Raw genomic sequence first — 15,810 nt, forward strand, 5'->3', positions numbered from 1 at the left:
CATGACGCTCAAAGCGACCCCACTCAACAACGCCCACCGTGCCCTCGGCGCCCGCATGGTCGATTTCGGCGGCTGGGACATGCCCGTCAACTACGGCTCGCAAATCGAAGAGCACAACGCCGTGCGCAGCGATGCCGGCATGTTCGACGTGTCCCATATGTGCGTGGTCGATATCGAAGGCCCGAACGTGCGCGCCTTTTTGCGCGGCTTGCTGGCCAATAACGTCGACAAGCTGCAAGTGTCGGGCAAGGCGCTGTACTCGTGCATGTTGAATGCCGAAGGTACCGTCATCGATGACTTGATCGTCTATTTCTTCAATGAAAACTGGTTCCGCCTGGTCGTCAACGCGGGCACGGCGGAAAAAGACGTGGCCTGGATGCAGCAGCAAAATACAGCCACCAACAGCGGCCTGACGATCACCGAGCGCCGCGACGGCAATGACGCCATGGCCCTGGTGGCCGTGCAAGGCCCGAACGCGCGCACCAAGGTATGGCAAGTGCTGCCGGAGACGCAAGCCGCCTCCGAAACCATCAAGCCGTTCAACGTCGTCATCGTCAAGGACACGGCGTTCGGCGAAGTCATGCTGGCGCGCACTGGCTACACGGGCGAAGACGGCTTTGAGATCGGCGTGGCCGCGACCCAGGTGGAAGCGCTGTGGAACGCCTTGGCAGCTGCCGGCGTCAAGCCGGCCGGCCTGGGCGCGCGCGACACCCTGCGCCTGGAAGCGGGCATGAATTTGTATGGCCAGGACATGGATGAAAGCGTCAACCCGCTCGACGCGGGCCTGGCCTGGACCATCGACCTGGTCAGCGAGCGTGACTTCATCGGCAAGGCCGCCCTGCTGGCCAAAGGCCAGAACGCGCAATTCGTCGGCCTGATCCTGCGCGAAAAAGGCGGCGTGCTGCGCGCCCATCAAAAAGTCATCATCGCCGGCAGCGAAGCCACGGGCGAAATCACCAGCGGCACCTTCAGCCCGACCATGCAGGAAGCGATTGCCCTGGCGCGCGTGCCAAATGGCGTGAACGTGGGCGACACCGTGCACGTGGAAATCCGCGGCAAGCAACTGGCTGCCTCCGTCGTCAAGCTGCCTTTCGTGCGTAACGGTAAAATCCTGGTCGCGTAAGCGATTAGCGATAGAGAGCCACCGCCCGCAAGACCGTACAACCATAATCAATAACGAACACTTACCATCTGGAGCCACACATGAACATTCCTGCAGACCTGAAGTACACCGCTTCCCACGAATGGGTACGCCTTGAAGGCGACGGCACGATCACCGTCGGCATCACCGAGTACGCGCAGGACGCCCTGGGCGATATCGTCTTCGTCGAACTGCCAACCGTGGGCAATACCTACGGCGCCGGCGACGACGCCGCCGTGGTGGAATCGGTCAAGGCAGCGAGCGACATCTACGCGCCGATCGCCGGCGAAGTCGTGGCCGTCAACGACGACGTGGTCAATGCGCCTGAATCGATCAACGCCGACGCCTACGCCAACTGGCTGTTCAAGATCAAGCCGGCCGACGTGTCGGCCCTGAACGGTTTGCTCGACGCTGCCGCCTATGGCGCCACCACCAGCGCCTAATCGCGTTTGACTCACGGGCCGCGTTTGCGGCCCGTTTGCTTTTTTCCAGCAGCGCCCGCGCGCCGCATCCCGGTTTTTCAGTCTTTTTTGGCCTCTATATCATGACCCGCACCAGCCTGACCCAACTCGAAGCACGCGATGCCTTCATCGCCCGCCACATCGGCCCTTCTTCCACCGAACAGCAAGCCATGCTGGCGACCCTCGGCTATCCATCGCGCGCCGCGCTGATCGACGCCCTGGTGCCGGCCAACATCCGCAACAAGGGCGCCCTGCCATTGGGCGCGTATTCGCAGCCGATGCCGGAACAGGAAGCTTTATTACGGCTGAAAGCCATCGCCGGCAAGAACCAGGTGCTGAAATCCCTGATCGGCCAAGGTTATTACAATACCTTCACGCCTGGCGTCGTGTTGCGCAATATCTTTGAAAATCCCGCCTGGTACACGGCCTACACGCCTTACCAGCCCGAGATTTCGCAAGGCCGCCTGGAAGCGATCCTGAACTTCCAGCAAGTGATCACGGATCTCACCGGCATGGGCATCTCGAACGCCTCGATGCTGGACGAAGGCACGGCCGCCGCCGAAGCGATGACCTTGATCCAGCGCGTGGGCAAGTCGAAATCGAACGTGCTGTACGTGGCCAATGACGTGCTGCCGCAAACCCTGGAAGTGGTGCAGACGCGCGCCCAGCCGATCGGCATCGAGGTGCGCTCGTTCGACCCGGCTGAAATCGAAGCGCTGGACGCCTGCTTCGGCGTGCTGCTGCAATACCCTGGCGTGAACGGCGTCGTGCGCGACTACCGCGCCGGCGTGGAAAAACTGCACGCGAATGGCGCCATGGTCATCGTCGCGGCCGACCTGCTGGCCCTGACCATGCTGACGCCACCGGGCGAATGGGGCGCCGACGTCGTCGTCGGCAACAGCCAGCGCTTCGGCGTGCCGCTCGGTTTCGGCGGCCCGCACGCGGGCTATTTGTCCACGCGCGATGAATTCAAGCGCAATATGTCGGGCCGCCTGGTCGGCGTGACCGTCGATGCGCAAGGCAACAAGGCGTATCGCCTGGCCCTGCAAACGCGCGAACAGCATATCCGCCGCGAAAAAGCGACATCCAACATCTGCACGGCGCAAGTGCTGCTGGCCGTGATGGCCTCGATGTACGCCGTCTACCACGGCCCTGCCGGCCTGCTGCAGATCGCCCAACGCGTGCACCGCTACACGGGCGTGCTGGCCGCCAACCTGAAAACCCTCGGTTATGGCGTCGTCAACGCGAGCTACTTCGACACCCTGACCATCAACGTTGCCGATGCGGCGCAGCTGCACGCGACGGCCTTGCACCACGGCGTCAACCTGCGCAAGATCGACAGCACCCACGTCGGCGTGTCGCTCGATGAAACCACCACGCGCGACGATATCGCGCTGCTGTGGAAGGTGTTCGCACACGGCCTGGCCAATGCGCCTGCCGCCCCTGACCTGGACGCCGTGGAAGCTGGCGTCACCAGCGCCCTGCCGGCGCAGCTGAGCCGGACCAGCGCCTACCTGACCCACCCTGTCTTCAACAGCTACCATTCGGAACACGAAATGCTGCGCTACCTGCGCAGCCTGGCCGACAAGGACCTGGCGCTGGACCGCACCATGATCCCGCTCGGCTCGTGCACCATGAAGCTGAATGCGACGTCGGAAATGATTCCCGTCACCTGGCCCGAATTCTCGAACATCCACCCGTTCGCGCCGGATGCGCAAACGGTCGGCTACCGCGAAATGATCGCGCAGCTGGAAGAGATGCTGTGCGCACTGACGGGCTACGCCGCCGTCTCGCTGCAGCCGAATGCCGGTTCGCAGGGCGAATACGCGGGTCTGCTGGTAATCAAGGCGTATCACGAGTCGCGCGGCGAAGGCCACCGCAACATCTGTTTGATTCCATCCTCGGCGCACGGCACCAACCCTGCCTCGGCCAACATGGTCGGCATGCAGGTGGTCGTCACCAGTTGCGACGCCAACGGCAACGTGGACCTGGCCGACCTGAAAGCGAAAGCGGAAAAGCACAGCGCCAACCTGGCCTGCGTGATGGTCACCTACCCATCCACCCATGGCGTGTTTGAAGAAGGCATCCAGGAACTGTGCGAAATCATCCACGCGCACGGCGGCCAGGTCTACATCGACGGCGCCAACATGAACGCGCTGGTCGGCGTGGCCGCTCCCGGCTCGTTTGGCGGCGACGTCTCTCACCTGAACCTGCACAAGACCTTCTGCATCCCGCACGGCGGCGGCGGACCAGGCGTCGGCCCGATCGGCGTGGGCGCGCACCTGGCGAAATTCCTGCCGAACCAGCGTTCGTCGGGCTACCAGCGCGATGTGGCCGGCATAGGCGCCGTCAGCGCCGCGCCGTTCGGCTCGGCCAGCATCCTGCCGATTTCGTGGATGTATATCGCCATGATGGGCGCGGAAGGCTTGACGGCAGCGACCGAGACGGCGATTCTGGCAGCGAACTACATCGCGCGCCGCCTGGCACCGCACTACCCCGTGTTGTACTCGGGCCATGACGGCCTGGTCGCGCACGAGTGCATCCTGGACCTGCGCCCGATCACGGACGCCACCGGCATCAGCAACGAAGACGTGGCCAAGCGTTTGATGGACTTCGGTTTCCATGCGCCGACCATGAGCTTCCCCGTGCCGGGCACCCTGATGATCGAGCCGACGGAAAGCGAATCGAAAGTGGAAATCGACCGCTTCATCGATGCCATGATCGCCATCCGCGCGGAAATCGCCAAGGTCGCCAGCGGTGAATTCGACCACGACGACAACCCGCTGAAAAACGCGCCGCACACGGCGCAGGTGCTGATGTCGGACAGCTGGGAACGCAAGTACAGCCGCGAAATCGCCGCCTACCCCGTCGCGTCCCTGCGCCAGCGCAAATACTGGCCACCGGTCGGCCGCGCCGACAACGTGTACGGCGACCGCAACCTGTTCTGCGGCTGCGCGCCTATCAGCTCGTACGAAGAAGAGTAAACGCCATTTGCCCGGCTAGCCGGGCAAGAGGAAAACAGAACGGCAGGCCGCAGGGTCTGCCGTTTTTTTTGAACGCCCTACAGCGCCAGCAGAACGGCCCCCGGCAGCCCTAGGGTAGTGCCGAGTATCGTCAGCAACATGACATCGCGCCGCTCGCAGCGGGCGCGGCGCGAGCTCCACGCGGCAAATAACAGCGCGACAGCCACGCCGCTGAGCGAAATTCCCACTTCCGTCATGCCCGTTCTCCTCGCCGATGCCAAGCGCGCGTCATTATTTCTTCTTTCATCATTCTCATCCTTTTCATTTATCGAACAAGCTACCTACCGGTAGGCAGTAAGTGTACAATAAAAAACACGGCGGCGTCCATGCCCCGTTTTTAACGAACGAAGGAAGCGCAATGCAGCAGCAAACCACTCTCCCCGCCGCCAGTCTTGGGCTGGCGGCGTCCCTGGCCCTGGTGGCCGTGTTGGGCCCGGCAGGCATCGACATGTACCTGGCCTCGATGCCCGCCATGGCGCGCGAGCTGCACACCTCGTATGCGAATGTGCAGCTGAGCCTGACCGTCTTCCTGCTGGCCCTGGGCGGCGGGCAGCTACTGTGCGGGCCCCTGACGGACATGCTGGGCCGGCGCTATCCGCTGCTGGCCGGCATCGCCATTTACATCGTGGCGGCAGTGTGGGCGGCGCAGGCGGATCAATTGGCCACCCTGCTGCTGGCGCGGACGCTGCAGGGCCTGGGCGCGGCGCTGACCCTGGTCGTGGTGATGAGCATGGTGCGCGACGTGGCCGATGGCGTGCAAGCGGCGCAGCTGTTTGCCCTCTTGATGACCATCGTGGGCCTGGCGCCCGTGCTGGCGCCCGCTGTCGGCGGCTTGCTCGACGCGCACTACGGCTGGCGCGCCGTGATGCTGGCCCTGGCCGCGCTGGGCGCCTTGACCCTGCTCAATAGCGCACTGTTCCTGCCGGAAACGCTACCGCCCGCACGCCGCGTCTCGCCGCGCGGCCTGCACCGTACCTATGCGCGCATCGCGCTGGACCGCGCCTTCCTGCTGCCCGCGCTGGCACTGTCGGCCACGTTCTTTTTCCTGTTTGCGTATATCGGCGGCGCGTCGCTCGTGTACCAGCGCGATTTCGGCCTGTCCGCCGGCAGCTTCGGCCTGGTGTTCGGCGCCACGGGAGTGGCCGTGCTGCTGGGCGCCATGGCCAGCGGCCGCCTGGTGGAAAAGTACGGCGTGGCGCGCCTGAGCGTGGCGGGCAGCGCCGCCATGCTGGGCGGCGCCGTGCTGGCCCTGCTGGGCGCCTGGGCGGGCTTCGGCATCGCCGCCGTCGTGCCGGGCATGTTCGTGGCCCTGTTTGGCCTGGGCATAGCGGAAGCGGCGCTGATGGCCATGGCCATGGGTTCGCAGCAGCGCGCGCTCGGTTCCACGGCAGCTTTGCTGGGTGCCATCCAGATGACCTTGTCGTCGCTGGCCACGCCGCTGGCGGCCAGCCTGTCCGAATGGGGGCCGCTGCCCTGGCTGCTGTTCTTGACCGTGGCCGGCCTGCTGGTATCATGGCTGACCCTGGCCACTGCGCGCGTCCATCCGGCACACGCCACCAGCCTGGGAGCGCACTGACGCCTCACCCACTATCACCCCAATGATGAAAAAACGCTCGGCCTCGGCCGATAACATCTGTGCCGTCGCCGTCGTGCACTTTTCCGAACATGGCTACGATGCCTCGTCCCTCAGCGACATCGCCGAGCAAGCGGGCATGCGCAAGGCGTCGCTGTATTCCCACTTCGCCGGCAAGGACGCCCTCTTCCTCGACGTCTTTGCCGACGCGCTGGAAGAAGAGCAAGCCTTCATGGTCGGCTGCTTTGCCGATGAAGCGGCGCTGGCGGCGCCCGGCGGCCAGCAGGCCGGCGCCCTGTACTGCGACCGCATGGCACAGCGTTACGGGGATTCGGCCCATTTGCGCTTTTTGCTGCGCACGGCGTATTTGCCGCCCGCCACCCTGCGCATCGAAGTCGGCACGGGCTACGAAGCGCTGCTCGATCACTTGCAGCGGCATTACATGGCCAGCCTGGGCCGGCTGGCGCCAGCCTTGGCGCCGCAGCGCATCGACCTGTATGCGCAAGCCTACCTGGGCATCGTCGACAGCCTGCACGTGGAACTGATCTACGCGGGCGGCGCCGCGCTGCAGCAGCGCCACGCGGCCTTGTGGCAAATCCTCTCCGATTCGCTGGCGATGATGGAGCAATCGGCCTGATGCGGTATAGCTTTCGGCCACACTGTGAACCGACAAACAGGTCTGACACTAGCCGCCATCGACTCTTCGAAAGCACCGCTTTGCCACATTCAAATGTGGTACGACTTGCTGCCCGATTTTTCGCATGCGAAGTTCCGCTTTCGCCTGCGGATTCAATCGGTGGTTGCGCCAATCACGCTCATCCCACAGTTACATATGCTCGCGAGCCACACCTCAAGCTCGAACCGGCTGGTCGCAGGGTATGCACGGGTCGGCGCATTTGACTAGACCTCAGTCCGGCTAGCGCTTAAGGTGAAAGCTTTCCTGCCTCGGGACTTTCCATGCGCGTTTTACTTTCTATTCAATGGGTGACTGAAACGATAAAATTACAGAATTGCATTTCTGGAAACCCAGCATGAAAGTCGAAACCCCATTGCTCGTTCCCGTGCTGGCCGCACTGCCGGTGTGCGCCTGCATGGCCATCCTCGGCCTGCCCGCCTACAGTAATGGCTATATAGTTGCCTTTCGTACGCTTTTCTTCGTCGCCTGCCTGGTGTGGCTGGTTCCGCTGACGCTGCTGCAGCGGGCCATGTGGCGCCGCGAATGGTCCTGGCTGCGGATGGGTGTGATACTGTTGGTGATCACCTACGCAATGGCCATCGTGAACGCCTTGCTGGGCCAGCACCTTGGGATCTCGCTCGGAATGGAGAAGGGCTACCACTGGGCCTCTCTCGCACGGGGTCTGGATAGTTGCTGGCTGGCGCTGATCGCGTTCTGCGCGGTCCATGCGGTGGGGGTCTATTACCTGTCGCTGCAACAGGTCCGCTTGCATCTTGCCCAGGCGCAAAGCGCGGCGCGCGACGCAGAGCTGCGCGCGCTGCGTCTGCAGGTCAATCCGCACTTCCTGTTCAACTCCCTGAACGCCATCTCCGCGCTGGTGTCGGCCCAGCACAACCGTGAAGCCAACCGCATGCTCGCGTGCGTGTCCGACTTCCTGCGCGCCACCCTCGCACACGACGGCCGCCACGAGCATACACTTGCCGATGAATTGGCCCTGCTCGACGCCTACCTCGCCATCGAAAAGGCGCGGCTCGGCGAACGCCTGCGCCTGACGATGAAGGTCGGCCCTGACCTGCTGGACAGCGTTGTGCCCTACCTCATGCTACAGCCGCTGGTCGAGAATGCGATCCGCCACGGCATCGCGCCGCTGTCCGCTCCCGGGCGGCTCGATATTCTGGTCGAGCGCGCCGGGACGCGCCTGCTCATCGACGTGCAGAACGACGGCCAACAGCGGGTGCACGCAGAAAGCGGGATCGGCCTGGCCAACGTCAGGGAACGACTGCGCCACCTGTACGGCGAGGGTCAAGAGGTGGACGCAGGTTGGAGTACGGAAGGTCGCTTCCACGTGCGCATCGCCATGCCGCTGCACAGTATGAGGGCGGCAACATGAACATCCGGGTCGTTATCATCGACGACGAGCCGCTGGCCAGGCTGGCGGTCAAAGTCAGGCTGGCCCGGCGCGATGCCTTCACGCTGGTTGGCGAATTCGGTGACGGAGCCAGCGCCTACGAAGGTATTCTGGCGCTGAAGCCCGACCTGGTGTTCGTCGACGTCGAAATGCCGGGCAAGTCCGGCCTCGACGTGCTGGCCGCACTGCCGCCGGCGCAGCGGCCGATGGCGATCCTGCTCACCGCCTACGACGGCTTCGCCCTGCAAGCGTTCGAACTGGCTGCCCTCGATTACCTGCTCAAGCCCGTCGATGACGAACGCTTCGACGAAGCCCTTGAGCGTGTTCAGCAGGCTTTTCCCTACCGCGGCCATGGCCGTGCCGCAGCTTCGGCGGCGCCGAAAGCGCGCACTTTCAGCGTGCGTGTCGGATCGCGCACGGTGCTGGTGCCGGTTGCGGAGATAGAACGCATCGAGGCCGACGGCGACTACGCCTCCCTGCATGCGAATGGCAAGACCTGGCTGGTGCGTGAACGCCTGCACAACCTGGCCATGCAGCTCGATCCGCGCCAGTTCCATCGCGTGCACCGCTCGTCCATCGTACGGCTGGACATGATCGCCGAGCTGCGCTCGCTCACCAACCGGGACGCCATGCTGCGCCTGCGCGACGGCAGTGTACTGCGCGCCAGCCGCTCCTATATGCCCGCTCTGTCGGAAGCACTGCAACACCTCGACAAGAAAGCCGAATGATGCAGGGCGCATCACGCGCATTTTTTCACACAACAATCAAACGCTTCGTAGTCCAACTTGGAGGAATGTATGGCAGGTAGAAAGAAATTTGTCGCGGCAGTCGTATTGGGCACGCTGTTGTCGTTTCACGCCTTTGCGGCGGAGGACACTCCGTTGAACGGGTCCGCCCGCGCTGCGATCGTGCAGACACTGATAACGAAAATGAACGCGAACTACATCGAGCCAGCGGTGGCTGAACGGGTCGGCAGTGCGATCGCCAGGAAAAATGCGGAAGGAGGTTATGCGAGCGCCGCCAACGTGAAGGCGTTCAGTGCAGCGCTGGCGAAGGACTTGCGCGAATTGAGCGGCGACTTGCATTTCGGCGCCGCGTTTTATGAAGGTCTTCGTGAGCGCAGCGGCACCGCCGAACTGCCTGGCCGCGCCAAGATGGAAGAATGGCGCGAGCAAACCGCGCGGCGCGGTTATGACATCGAGAAGATCGAACGTCTTCCCGGCAACGTCGGCTATATCGAGCTGCGTGGTTTCGGAGGCTTGGACTTCGTCGGCCCGGCGTACACAGCGGCGATGTCGCTCATGGCGGGAACGGATGCGCTGATCCTCGACCTGCGCCGCAACGGCGGCGGGAGCCCGGCCAGCGTGGCTTATTGGATGAGCCATTTCTTCCCGCTCGGCGACGAGCGTCACCTGATCGACATGTACGATCGCCCGACCGATACGACGCGGCAGTTCTGGACCGTGAAGACGGTTGTACAGCGTTACGACAAGCCCGTATACGTACTGACCTCGGCCCGCACGTTTTCCGCCGGGGAAGACTGCGCCTATAGCTTCCAGGCGCAGAAGCGGGGGACCCTGGTCGGAGAAACCACCGGCGGCGGCTCCAATCCCGTGAGCTGGTACAACCTGGGGCAGGACATCATTGTCTCGATCCCGACCGCGCGCATGACCAATTTCGTCACCAAAACCAACTGGGAGCACGTCGGCGTGAAACCGGACATTGCCGTGCCCGCGGCGCAGGCGTTGCAGACGGCGCATGTCGCCATCCTGCGCAATCTGGTGTCATCCACAAAGGGCGACAATGAGCGCATGGAACTACAGCGCCTGCTTACTATGGTGGAGAAAGGGGAATCCGAGAAGCCGGTCTACACGCTCGAAGGGGCGCCTTAATCGAAGCCGGTGCGCATGCAGGATGCGCCTGCCTTGCGCGCCGAGCACAATCATGACCAGTGCGCGCCTGCGGCCAAGCCGCCGCGGGCGCCGCCGGTGCCCTAGCCGCTGCGCACGGTCAGGCGATTCAGAATGTGCACGACGGCCAGCTGTGGCAAGGCGCGCAGCGTGCTCGCGGCGTTCGTGCAGTACATGACGTAGGCGCCGATTTTGTCGCCCACGAAGGCCGTCACAACACGGCTGCCTGGAAGTCTGAGACCTCCCGAAATTGTTGTCACTCAATTTTTTCAACACAATGGACCGAAAAACGTCGGTCGCTGCCAATAGTGCTCGCCGTAAAACAGGCATTCACGGGTTTCTACACAGGCGGAGCAGCAGCATCGTGGAAGCTGGCAGGGAAGGAGAGGTTTTTGGCGAGGCCACTACGCCAAAAATGGGTCAGGCATACGCGTGCACCAGTAGAAATCCAGCCAGCGGAACGACGGCAAACAGCACAACAACGCCAAGGCATCCTGATTTCGATCCAGATCTGGACGCTGCAGGAGAAGTGCTACGCTCACGCTCGCGCGGCGCCCTGGCACGTACCCATTTGATATGACAGGACTGGCAGAAAAATGTGGTTTTGTTGTTACGCCAGGCTTCGATGGTTCGATCGGTATGGCGTGCAACCGTGCCGCAACGGGCACATTCGAAATGTGTCTCTTTGGGCAGTTTTTTTGAAAAGTGCTTGCCGGCAAAGAGCATGACAACAAGTCCCGCTATGACTGCCCCAACGATGAATTCCATAGACATGTGTTTTTCTGTATTTGCATAGTGTTCACCATGGCAATTTCTAGCCCATCAGCGTACTCGAGCATAACGGATTGCCAAGCAGAAAGAATCACACATTGTCACATCAACGCGAATGGCCGCGTCCGGCCAAAACAAAGCCCACGCCCACATTACACTTTGGAAACCTAAGATTTCTTCAGTTGACACCCTCGCAGCACGTGCATAAGATGCCCCCATTATTCATTTACGGAGTCCCACGTGGGTACTTGTTCTAGTGACAGTAGCCGATCTTGTATCGGTGATTGCCTCGGCAGCTAAACAGCAAGCAACGCGGAACTTCCTTTCCTCCGTGCCTTGCTGAGCAAGGTGCGGTGTGTCGCGCGGCCAGTCTGGCTGCGCGCCCTTCCCCCTCTTTCCGATCGCGACCGGCTACTGACCCGGATTGCCCGCCAGCGCCATGCTTTGTCATGCGCGTTGGCAGCACGCAAGTCTTGCCTGCGGCTGCGCCGCCCGTCAACACCTCGTCGTGAAAGGAAGAGCATGAATCTCTTCACCCGCTTATTCGAATCGTTCCTGCGCAAGCGCCATACGGCCGGCCATTTCCGCCGCCGCGCCATGCCGCTGGAAAACAGCACGGCCCGCCCCGTGCCCGACCATCTGGCGCGCCAGCTGCTGGCCGCCGCCCATGAAGACCTGGACAGCGCCCTGAACCGCCTGCATACGCGCCTGGAAGGCTTGCGCGATGCCGAGGCGCAAGTCATCGGCGCGCAAACGGGCCCGAATGAAGTCGAGCATGAAAAACCGCTGGCCTGGTACCAGCACCTGTGGCTGTGCTACAAGAATCCGTTCAACCTGCTGCTCACTGTGCTGGCGATTGTTTCCTACCTGACGGAAGATCCGAAGGCGACCATCGTCATCGGCACCATGGTGATTTTGTCGACCCTGCTGCGCTTCGTGCAGGAAGGCCGCTCGAACCGCGCCGCCGAGCGCCTGAAAGCCATGGTCAGCAATACGGCCACCGTGCTGCGCAATGGCCAGCAGATCGAGCTGCCCATCCGCCAACTGGTGCAGGGCGACATCATCGTGCTGTCGGCTGGCGACATGATCCCCGCCGATTGCCGCTTGCTTTCCGCGAAAGACCTGTTCGTCAGCCAGGCGGCCATGACGGGCGAATCCTTGCCGGTGGAAAAGATGGCCGAACTGGCCGATGCCCATGGCAAAGACCCCATGGAACTGGCCAATTTGCTATTCATGGGCACGAATGTGATCTCGGGCGCAGCCACGGCGCTGGTCTTGGCCACCGGCAACCGCACCTACTTCGGCACCATCGCCACGCGCGTGACGGCCACCGAGCGCACGCCGACGGCCTTTGAAGCGGGCGTGAACAGCGTCAGCTGGCTGCTGATCCGCTTCGCCCTCGTGATGGCGCCGCTGGTGTTCCTGATCAATGGCTGGACCAAGGGCGACTGGATGGAAGCGTTTTTGTTCGCCCTGTCCGTGGCCGTGGGCCTGACGCCGGAAATGCTGCCCATGATCGTCACCAGCACCCTGGCCAAGGGTGCCGTAAAACTGTCGAAAAAGAAAGTCGTCGTGAAACGCCTGGATGCCATCCAGAACTTCGGCGCCATGGATGTGCTGTGCACGGACAAGACAGGCACCTTGACGCAGGACAAGATCGTGCTCGAGCGCCATACGGACGTGTTTGGCCAGCCCTCCGATGAAGTGCTGCAATTTGCCTACCTGAACAGCCACTACCAGACGGGCTTGAAAAACCTGCTGGACCGCGCCGTACTCGACCATGTGGAATTGCAGATGGAAATGCAGCTGGCGCGCGATTACGTCAAAGTCGATGAAATCCCCTTCGATTTCGTGCGCCGCCGCATGTCCGTCGTCGTTTCCGAAAAGAATGACCACCATGAACTGATCTGCAAGGGCGCCGTCGAGGAAATCCTCGCCGCCTGCAGCCACCTGCGCCTGGGCGGCGTGAATATTGCGCTCGATACCACCCTGCTGGACAAGGTGCTGGAAACCACGCATGGTCTCAATACGGAAGGCTTGCGCGTGGTGGCCGTGGCCGTCAAGGAAGTGCCACCGCATAAAACCGTGTACGGCGTGGCCGATGAAACGGCGCTGACCCTGATCGGCTACGTCGCGTTTCTCGACCCGCCAAAGGAATCGACGGCGCCCGCCCTGCGCGCGCTGGCGGAACATGGCGTCACCGTGAAAGTCTTGACGGGCGACAACCACCTGGTGACGGCGAAGATTTGCCGCGAAGTGGGTCTGGCCGTGCACGGCGTGCTGCAAGGCCCGCAACTGGACGACATGGACGACGCCACCCTGGCGCAAGCAGCCGAAGACAATACCGTGTTTGCCAAGCTCAGCCCTCTGCACAAGGAGCGCCTGGTACGCGCCCTGCGCGGGAATGGCCATATCGTCGGCTTCATGGGCGACGGCATCAACGACGCGCCCGCCCTGCGCGCGGCCGACATCGGCATTTCCGTCGATTCAGCCGTCGATATCGCCAAGGAAGCGGCCGACATCATCCTGCTGGAAAAAAGCCTGATGGTGCTGGAAGAAGGCGTGCTGGAGGGCCGCCGCACCTTCAGCAACATGCTCAAATACATCCGCATGACGGCCAGCTCGAACTTCGGCAATGTGTTTTCCGTGCTGGTGGCCAGTGCCTTTCTGCCGTTTTTACCGATGCTGCCGCTGCACTTGCTGGTGCAAAACCTGCTGTATGACGTGTCGCAGATCGCCATCCCGTTCGACAATGTGGACGCCGAACTGATCCAGCAGCCTTTGACCTGGAACCCGCGCGACATCGGCCGCTTCATGGTGTTTTTCGGCCCCATCAGCTCGATCTTCGATATCAGCACCTTTATCTTGATGTGGCATGTGTTTGGCGCGAATACACCGGAACAGCAGACCCTGTTCCAATCGGGCTGGTTCGTCGTGGGCTTGCTGACGCAAACCCTGATCGTGCACCTGATCCGCACACCCAAGCTGCCCTTCATCGACAGCATTGCGTCCGTGCCCCTGCTGGTGGCCACCACTGCCATCATGGCCGTGGGCGTCTTCCTGCCGATGGGACCGCTGGCGACCTATTTCAAGCTGCAAGCCTTGCCCTTGGGCTATTTCCCCTGGCTGCTGGGCATCCTGGTCTGCTACACCGTGCTGACGACGTTCATGAAACGCGTGTACCTGCGCAAATTCGGCTGGCAATAGTATGATGAAACGCTCCTCCCCCTACAAAAGGCGCGCATGAGCGGCTCCCCCTCATCTTCATCAATACCCAAACGTCATCAGGCCCTGCTGCTGTCGGCGCTGGTGTTTCCCGGCAGCGGACATTTCTTGCTCGGACGCAAGACACGTGGCTGCCTGTTCCTCGTGCCAGCCCTAATCGCCCTGGTGCTCGTATTGCGCCAGATCATGGCACGCTTGGAGCAAGTTATGGCACAGATCGACAGTGGCGCCCTGCCTCTCGACGTGCAGCTGATCATGGAAAAAGTGGAGCGGCTCTCCGCCAATGACGGCCCCGCCATGACGGTGGCCGTGGGCGTGCTGGTGGCGTGCTGGATCGGCAGCCTGATCGACACCCTGCTCATCAAGCCATGACGGCGGAAGCAGACGCGCGCAAAGCACGCAAGGAAGCAAAGATGCAGGCGCACCGCGCCCAGCTAGCGCTCAGGCGCCAGGATCACGGCGGCCCGCAGGCCTGGCGCGGCTGGTTCGACGGCTCCGCCCATCCGAACCCGGGCAAGCTGGGCATAGGCGCCCTGCTGCTGGGACCGGACGGCGAGCGCATCGAAGTGAGTCAGGCGGCCGGCCATGGCAGCAGCAGCGACGCGGAATATGCGGCGCTGACGGCCGTGCTGCAGGCGGCACTCAGCGTACGCCCGCTGCCCGTGCAACTGCTGCTGTACGGCGACAGCCAGGTGGTGATCAATGACGTGCTGGGAACGACGCCGCAGGGCGCCAAGGGACTGGAAACGCAGAGGGCCACCGTAGTAGCCCTGCTGGAACAATTCAATGATGTGAGCTTGCGCTGGCTGCCGCGCCACAGGAATGGCGAGGCGGACCGGCTATCGCAGCTGGCGATCAGCGGCTGGACAGAGGAAGATTAAGCGGCGCGGCCGATCTGCAAGCTAGCCTTGGCTTCCTTGCTTGCCGGACGTTTTACACCCTTCAAACCGCTGACCGTGGCCTGCTGTCCATGCAATTTGAAGACGCTGACCACTTGCGCCAGATTGTGCGCCTGGTGCTGCATGGATTCGGCGGCGGCCGCCGATTCTTCCACCAGCGCCGCATTTTGTTGCGTCACGGCATCCATCTGGCCGATGGCACGGTTGATCTCGTCGATGCCCACGCTTTGCTCGCTGCTCGCTGCCGTGATTTCCGTGATGATGTCGCTCACGCGCTGCACGCTGTCGACGATGTCGTTCATGGTCGAGCCGGCTTGCGCCACCAGCATGCTGCCCGCGTTGACCTGCTCCACCGACGCGCCGATCAGGGTCTTGATCTCTTTTGCCGCAGAAGCCGAGCGCTGCGCCAGGTTGCGCACTTCGGACGCCACGACGGCAAAGCCGCGGCCCTGCTCGCCCGCGCGCGCCGCTTCCACGGCCGCATTCAGGGCCAAAATGTTGGTCTGGAAGGCAATGCCATCGATGACGGAAATGATGTCGACGATCTTGTTCGAGGACGTATTAATCGATTGCATGGTGCCCACCACCTGCGCCACCACGGCGCCACCCTTGACGGCCACTTGCGCCGCCGACGCGGCCAATTGATTCGCCTGGCGCGCATTGTCCGCATTCTGTTTCACGGTCGACGTCAGCTCTTCCATCGAGGAGGCTGTTTCTTCCAGC

15 protein-coding genes are annotated in these 15,810 nt (G+C 62.6%); 11 read left to right on the forward strand and 4 right to left on the reverse strand.

The genetic code is table 11. The annotated features are described in order from the left end of the window. Window position 1: 1 nt before the first annotated feature. From gcvT to gcvP, 3 genes are all read left to right on the forward strand, one after another. Window positions 2-1,123 carry a glycine cleavage system aminomethyltransferase GcvT gene (gene gcvT, locus ACQ4WP_RS24760; protein WP_436525289.1) on the forward strand — a complete coding sequence of 374 codons (1,122 nt, stop codon included), beginning with the start codon at window positions 2-4 and terminating at the stop codon, window positions 1,121-1,123. 80 nt (window positions 1,124-1,203) lie between these two features. Beyond that, window positions 1,204-1,584: a glycine cleavage system protein GcvH gene (gene gcvH / locus ACQ4WP_RS24765; RefSeq protein WP_436525291.1), complete on the forward strand. Its 381-nt coding sequence runs from the start codon at window positions 1,204-1,206 to the stop codon at window positions 1,582-1,584. Window positions 1,585-1,685: 101 nt separating this feature from the next. Continuing rightward, entirely contained in the window at window positions 1,686-4,586 is a 2,901-nt protein-coding gene (gene gcvP / locus ACQ4WP_RS24770) for an aminomethyl-transferring glycine dehydrogenase (protein WP_436525293.1), read from the forward strand. Between the two features lie 77 nt (window positions 4,587-4,663). Here gcvP and ACQ4WP_RS24775 read toward each other — a convergent pair whose 3' ends face one another. Next, a complete protein-coding gene (locus tag ACQ4WP_RS24775) occupies window positions 4,664-4,822 on the reverse strand; it encodes a hypothetical protein (RefSeq protein ID WP_436525295.1) in 159 nt (52 codons plus the stop codon). Window positions 4,823-4,983: 161 nt separating this feature from the next. Here ACQ4WP_RS24775 and ACQ4WP_RS24780 point away from each other — a divergent pair, with 161 nt between their 5' ends. The 5 genes from ACQ4WP_RS24780 (at window position 4,984) to ACQ4WP_RS24800 (ending at window position 10,174) form a co-directional block, all read left to right on the forward strand. Beyond that, window positions 4,984-6,201: a Bcr/CflA family efflux MFS transporter gene (locus tag ACQ4WP_RS24780; protein ID WP_436525297.1), complete on the forward strand. Its 1,218-nt coding sequence runs from the start codon at window positions 4,984-4,986 to the stop codon at window positions 6,199-6,201. Window positions 6,202-6,223: 22 nt separating this feature from the next. Then, the gene (locus tag ACQ4WP_RS24785; protein WP_436525299.1) at window positions 6,224-6,835 is read left to right on the forward strand and encodes a TetR/AcrR family transcriptional regulator; all 612 of its coding nucleotides are present in this window, start codon (window positions 6,224-6,226) and stop codon (window positions 6,833-6,835) included. Window positions 6,836-7,229: 394 nt separating this feature from the next. Beyond that, window positions 7,230-8,264 (forward strand): sensor histidine kinase, encoded by a 1,035-nt coding sequence (locus tag ACQ4WP_RS24790; protein WP_436525301.1) that lies wholly within the window; start codon window positions 7,230-7,232, stop codon window positions 8,262-8,264. Continuing rightward, window positions 8,261-9,010 carry a LytR/AlgR family response regulator transcription factor gene (locus ACQ4WP_RS24795; RefSeq protein ID WP_436525303.1) on the forward strand — a complete coding sequence of 250 codons (750 nt, stop codon included), beginning with the start codon at window positions 8,261-8,263 and terminating at the stop codon, window positions 9,008-9,010. Before ACQ4WP_RS24790 ends, ACQ4WP_RS24795 begins: the two co-directional genes overlap by 4 nt. A 69-nt stretch (window positions 9,011-9,079) precedes the next feature. Then, entirely contained in the window at window positions 9,080-10,174 is a 1,095-nt protein-coding gene (locus ACQ4WP_RS24800; RefSeq protein ID WP_436525305.1) for a S41 family peptidase, read from the forward strand. 101 nt (window positions 10,175-10,275) lie between these two features. Here ACQ4WP_RS24800 and ACQ4WP_RS24805 read toward each other — a convergent pair whose 3' ends face one another. After that, window positions 10,276-10,407 carry a hypothetical protein gene (locus tag ACQ4WP_RS24805; RefSeq protein ID WP_436525307.1) on the reverse strand — a complete coding sequence of 44 codons (132 nt, stop codon included), beginning with the start codon at window positions 10,405-10,407 and terminating at the stop codon, window positions 10,276-10,278. A 205-nt stretch (window positions 10,408-10,612) separates the two neighbouring features. After that, a complete protein-coding gene (locus ACQ4WP_RS24810; protein WP_436525309.1) occupies window positions 10,613-10,966 on the reverse strand; it encodes a hypothetical protein in 354 nt (117 codons plus the stop codon). 519 nt (window positions 10,967-11,485) lie between these two features. On the opposite strand from ACQ4WP_RS24810, the gene mgtA reads away from it, so the two are divergent. The 3 genes from mgtA to ACQ4WP_RS24825 are packed head-to-tail and all read left to right on the forward strand — an operon-like array spanning window position 11,486 to window position 15,069. Beyond that, window positions 11,486-14,170, forward strand: coding sequence for a magnesium-translocating P-type ATPase (gene mgtA, locus ACQ4WP_RS24815; RefSeq protein WP_436525311.1), 2,685 nt, complete (start codon window positions 11,486-11,488; stop codon window positions 14,168-14,170). 36 nt (window positions 14,171-14,206) lie between these two features. Further along, window positions 14,207-14,560, forward strand: coding sequence for a hypothetical protein (locus ACQ4WP_RS24820; protein ID WP_436525313.1), 354 nt, complete (start codon window positions 14,207-14,209; stop codon window positions 14,558-14,560). Next, window positions 14,557-15,069, forward strand: a complete 513-nt coding sequence (locus tag ACQ4WP_RS24825) for a ribonuclease HI family protein (protein ID WP_436525315.1) — start codon at window positions 14,557-14,559, stop codon at window positions 15,067-15,069. The genes ACQ4WP_RS24820 and ACQ4WP_RS24825 overlap by 4 nt, the downstream gene beginning before the upstream one ends. On the opposite strand, the gene ACQ4WP_RS24830 is transcribed toward ACQ4WP_RS24825, so the two are convergent. Then, window positions 15,066-15,810, reverse strand: a 745-nt coding sequence (locus ACQ4WP_RS24830) for a methyl-accepting chemotaxis protein (RefSeq protein WP_436525317.1), incomplete at its 5' end; no start/stop codon positions are given. The two genes, ACQ4WP_RS24825 and ACQ4WP_RS24830, sit on opposite strands and share 4 nt — an antisense overlap.

This window comes from Janthinobacterium lyxosi (assembly GCF_051380665.1).
Classification (GTDB): Bacteria; Pseudomonadota; Gammaproteobacteria; order Burkholderiales; family Burkholderiaceae_D; genus Janthinobacterium.

Bases quoted from the DNA above. Each gene is read 5' to 3' on its own strand.
- gcvT (WP_436525289.1), top strand. From the start codon at position 2: ATGACGCTCAAAGCGACCCCACTCAACAACGCCCACCGTGCCCTCGGC.
- gcvH (WP_436525291.1), top strand. From the start codon at position 1,204: ATGAACATTCCTGCAGACCTGAAGTACACCGCTTCCCACGAATGGGTA.
- gcvP (WP_436525293.1), top strand. From the start codon at position 1,686: ATGACCCGCACCAGCCTGACCCAACTCGAAGCACGCGATGCCTTCATC.
- ACQ4WP_RS24775 (WP_436525295.1), bottom strand. From the start codon at position 4,822: ATGACGGAAGTGGGAATTTCGCTCAGCGGCGTGGCTGTCGCGCTGTTA.
- ACQ4WP_RS24780 (WP_436525297.1), top strand. From the start codon at position 4,984: ATGCAGCAGCAAACCACTCTCCCCGCCGCCAGTCTTGGGCTGGCGGCG.
- ACQ4WP_RS24785 (WP_436525299.1), top strand. From the start codon at position 6,224: ATGATGAAAAAACGCTCGGCCTCGGCCGATAACATCTGTGCCGTCGCC.
- ACQ4WP_RS24790 (WP_436525301.1), top strand. From the start codon at position 7,230: ATGAAAGTCGAAACCCCATTGCTCGTTCCCGTGCTGGCCGCACTGCCG.
- ACQ4WP_RS24795 (WP_436525303.1), top strand. From the start codon at position 8,261: ATGAACATCCGGGTCGTTATCATCGACGACGAGCCGCTGGCCAGGCTG.
- ACQ4WP_RS24800 (WP_436525305.1), top strand. From the start codon at position 9,080: ATGGCAGGTAGAAAGAAATTTGTCGCGGCAGTCGTATTGGGCACGCTG.
- ACQ4WP_RS24810 (WP_436525309.1), bottom strand. From the start codon at position 10,966: ATGTCTATGGAATTCATCGTTGGGGCAGTCATAGCGGGACTTGTTGTC.
- mgtA (WP_436525311.1), top strand. From the start codon at position 11,486: ATGAATCTCTTCACCCGCTTATTCGAATCGTTCCTGCGCAAGCGCCAT.
- ACQ4WP_RS24820 (WP_436525313.1), top strand. From the start codon at position 14,207: ATGAGCGGCTCCCCCTCATCTTCATCAATACCCAAACGTCATCAGGCC.
- ACQ4WP_RS24825 (WP_436525315.1), top strand. From the start codon at position 14,557: ATGACGGCGGAAGCAGACGCGCGCAAAGCACGCAAGGAAGCAAAGATG.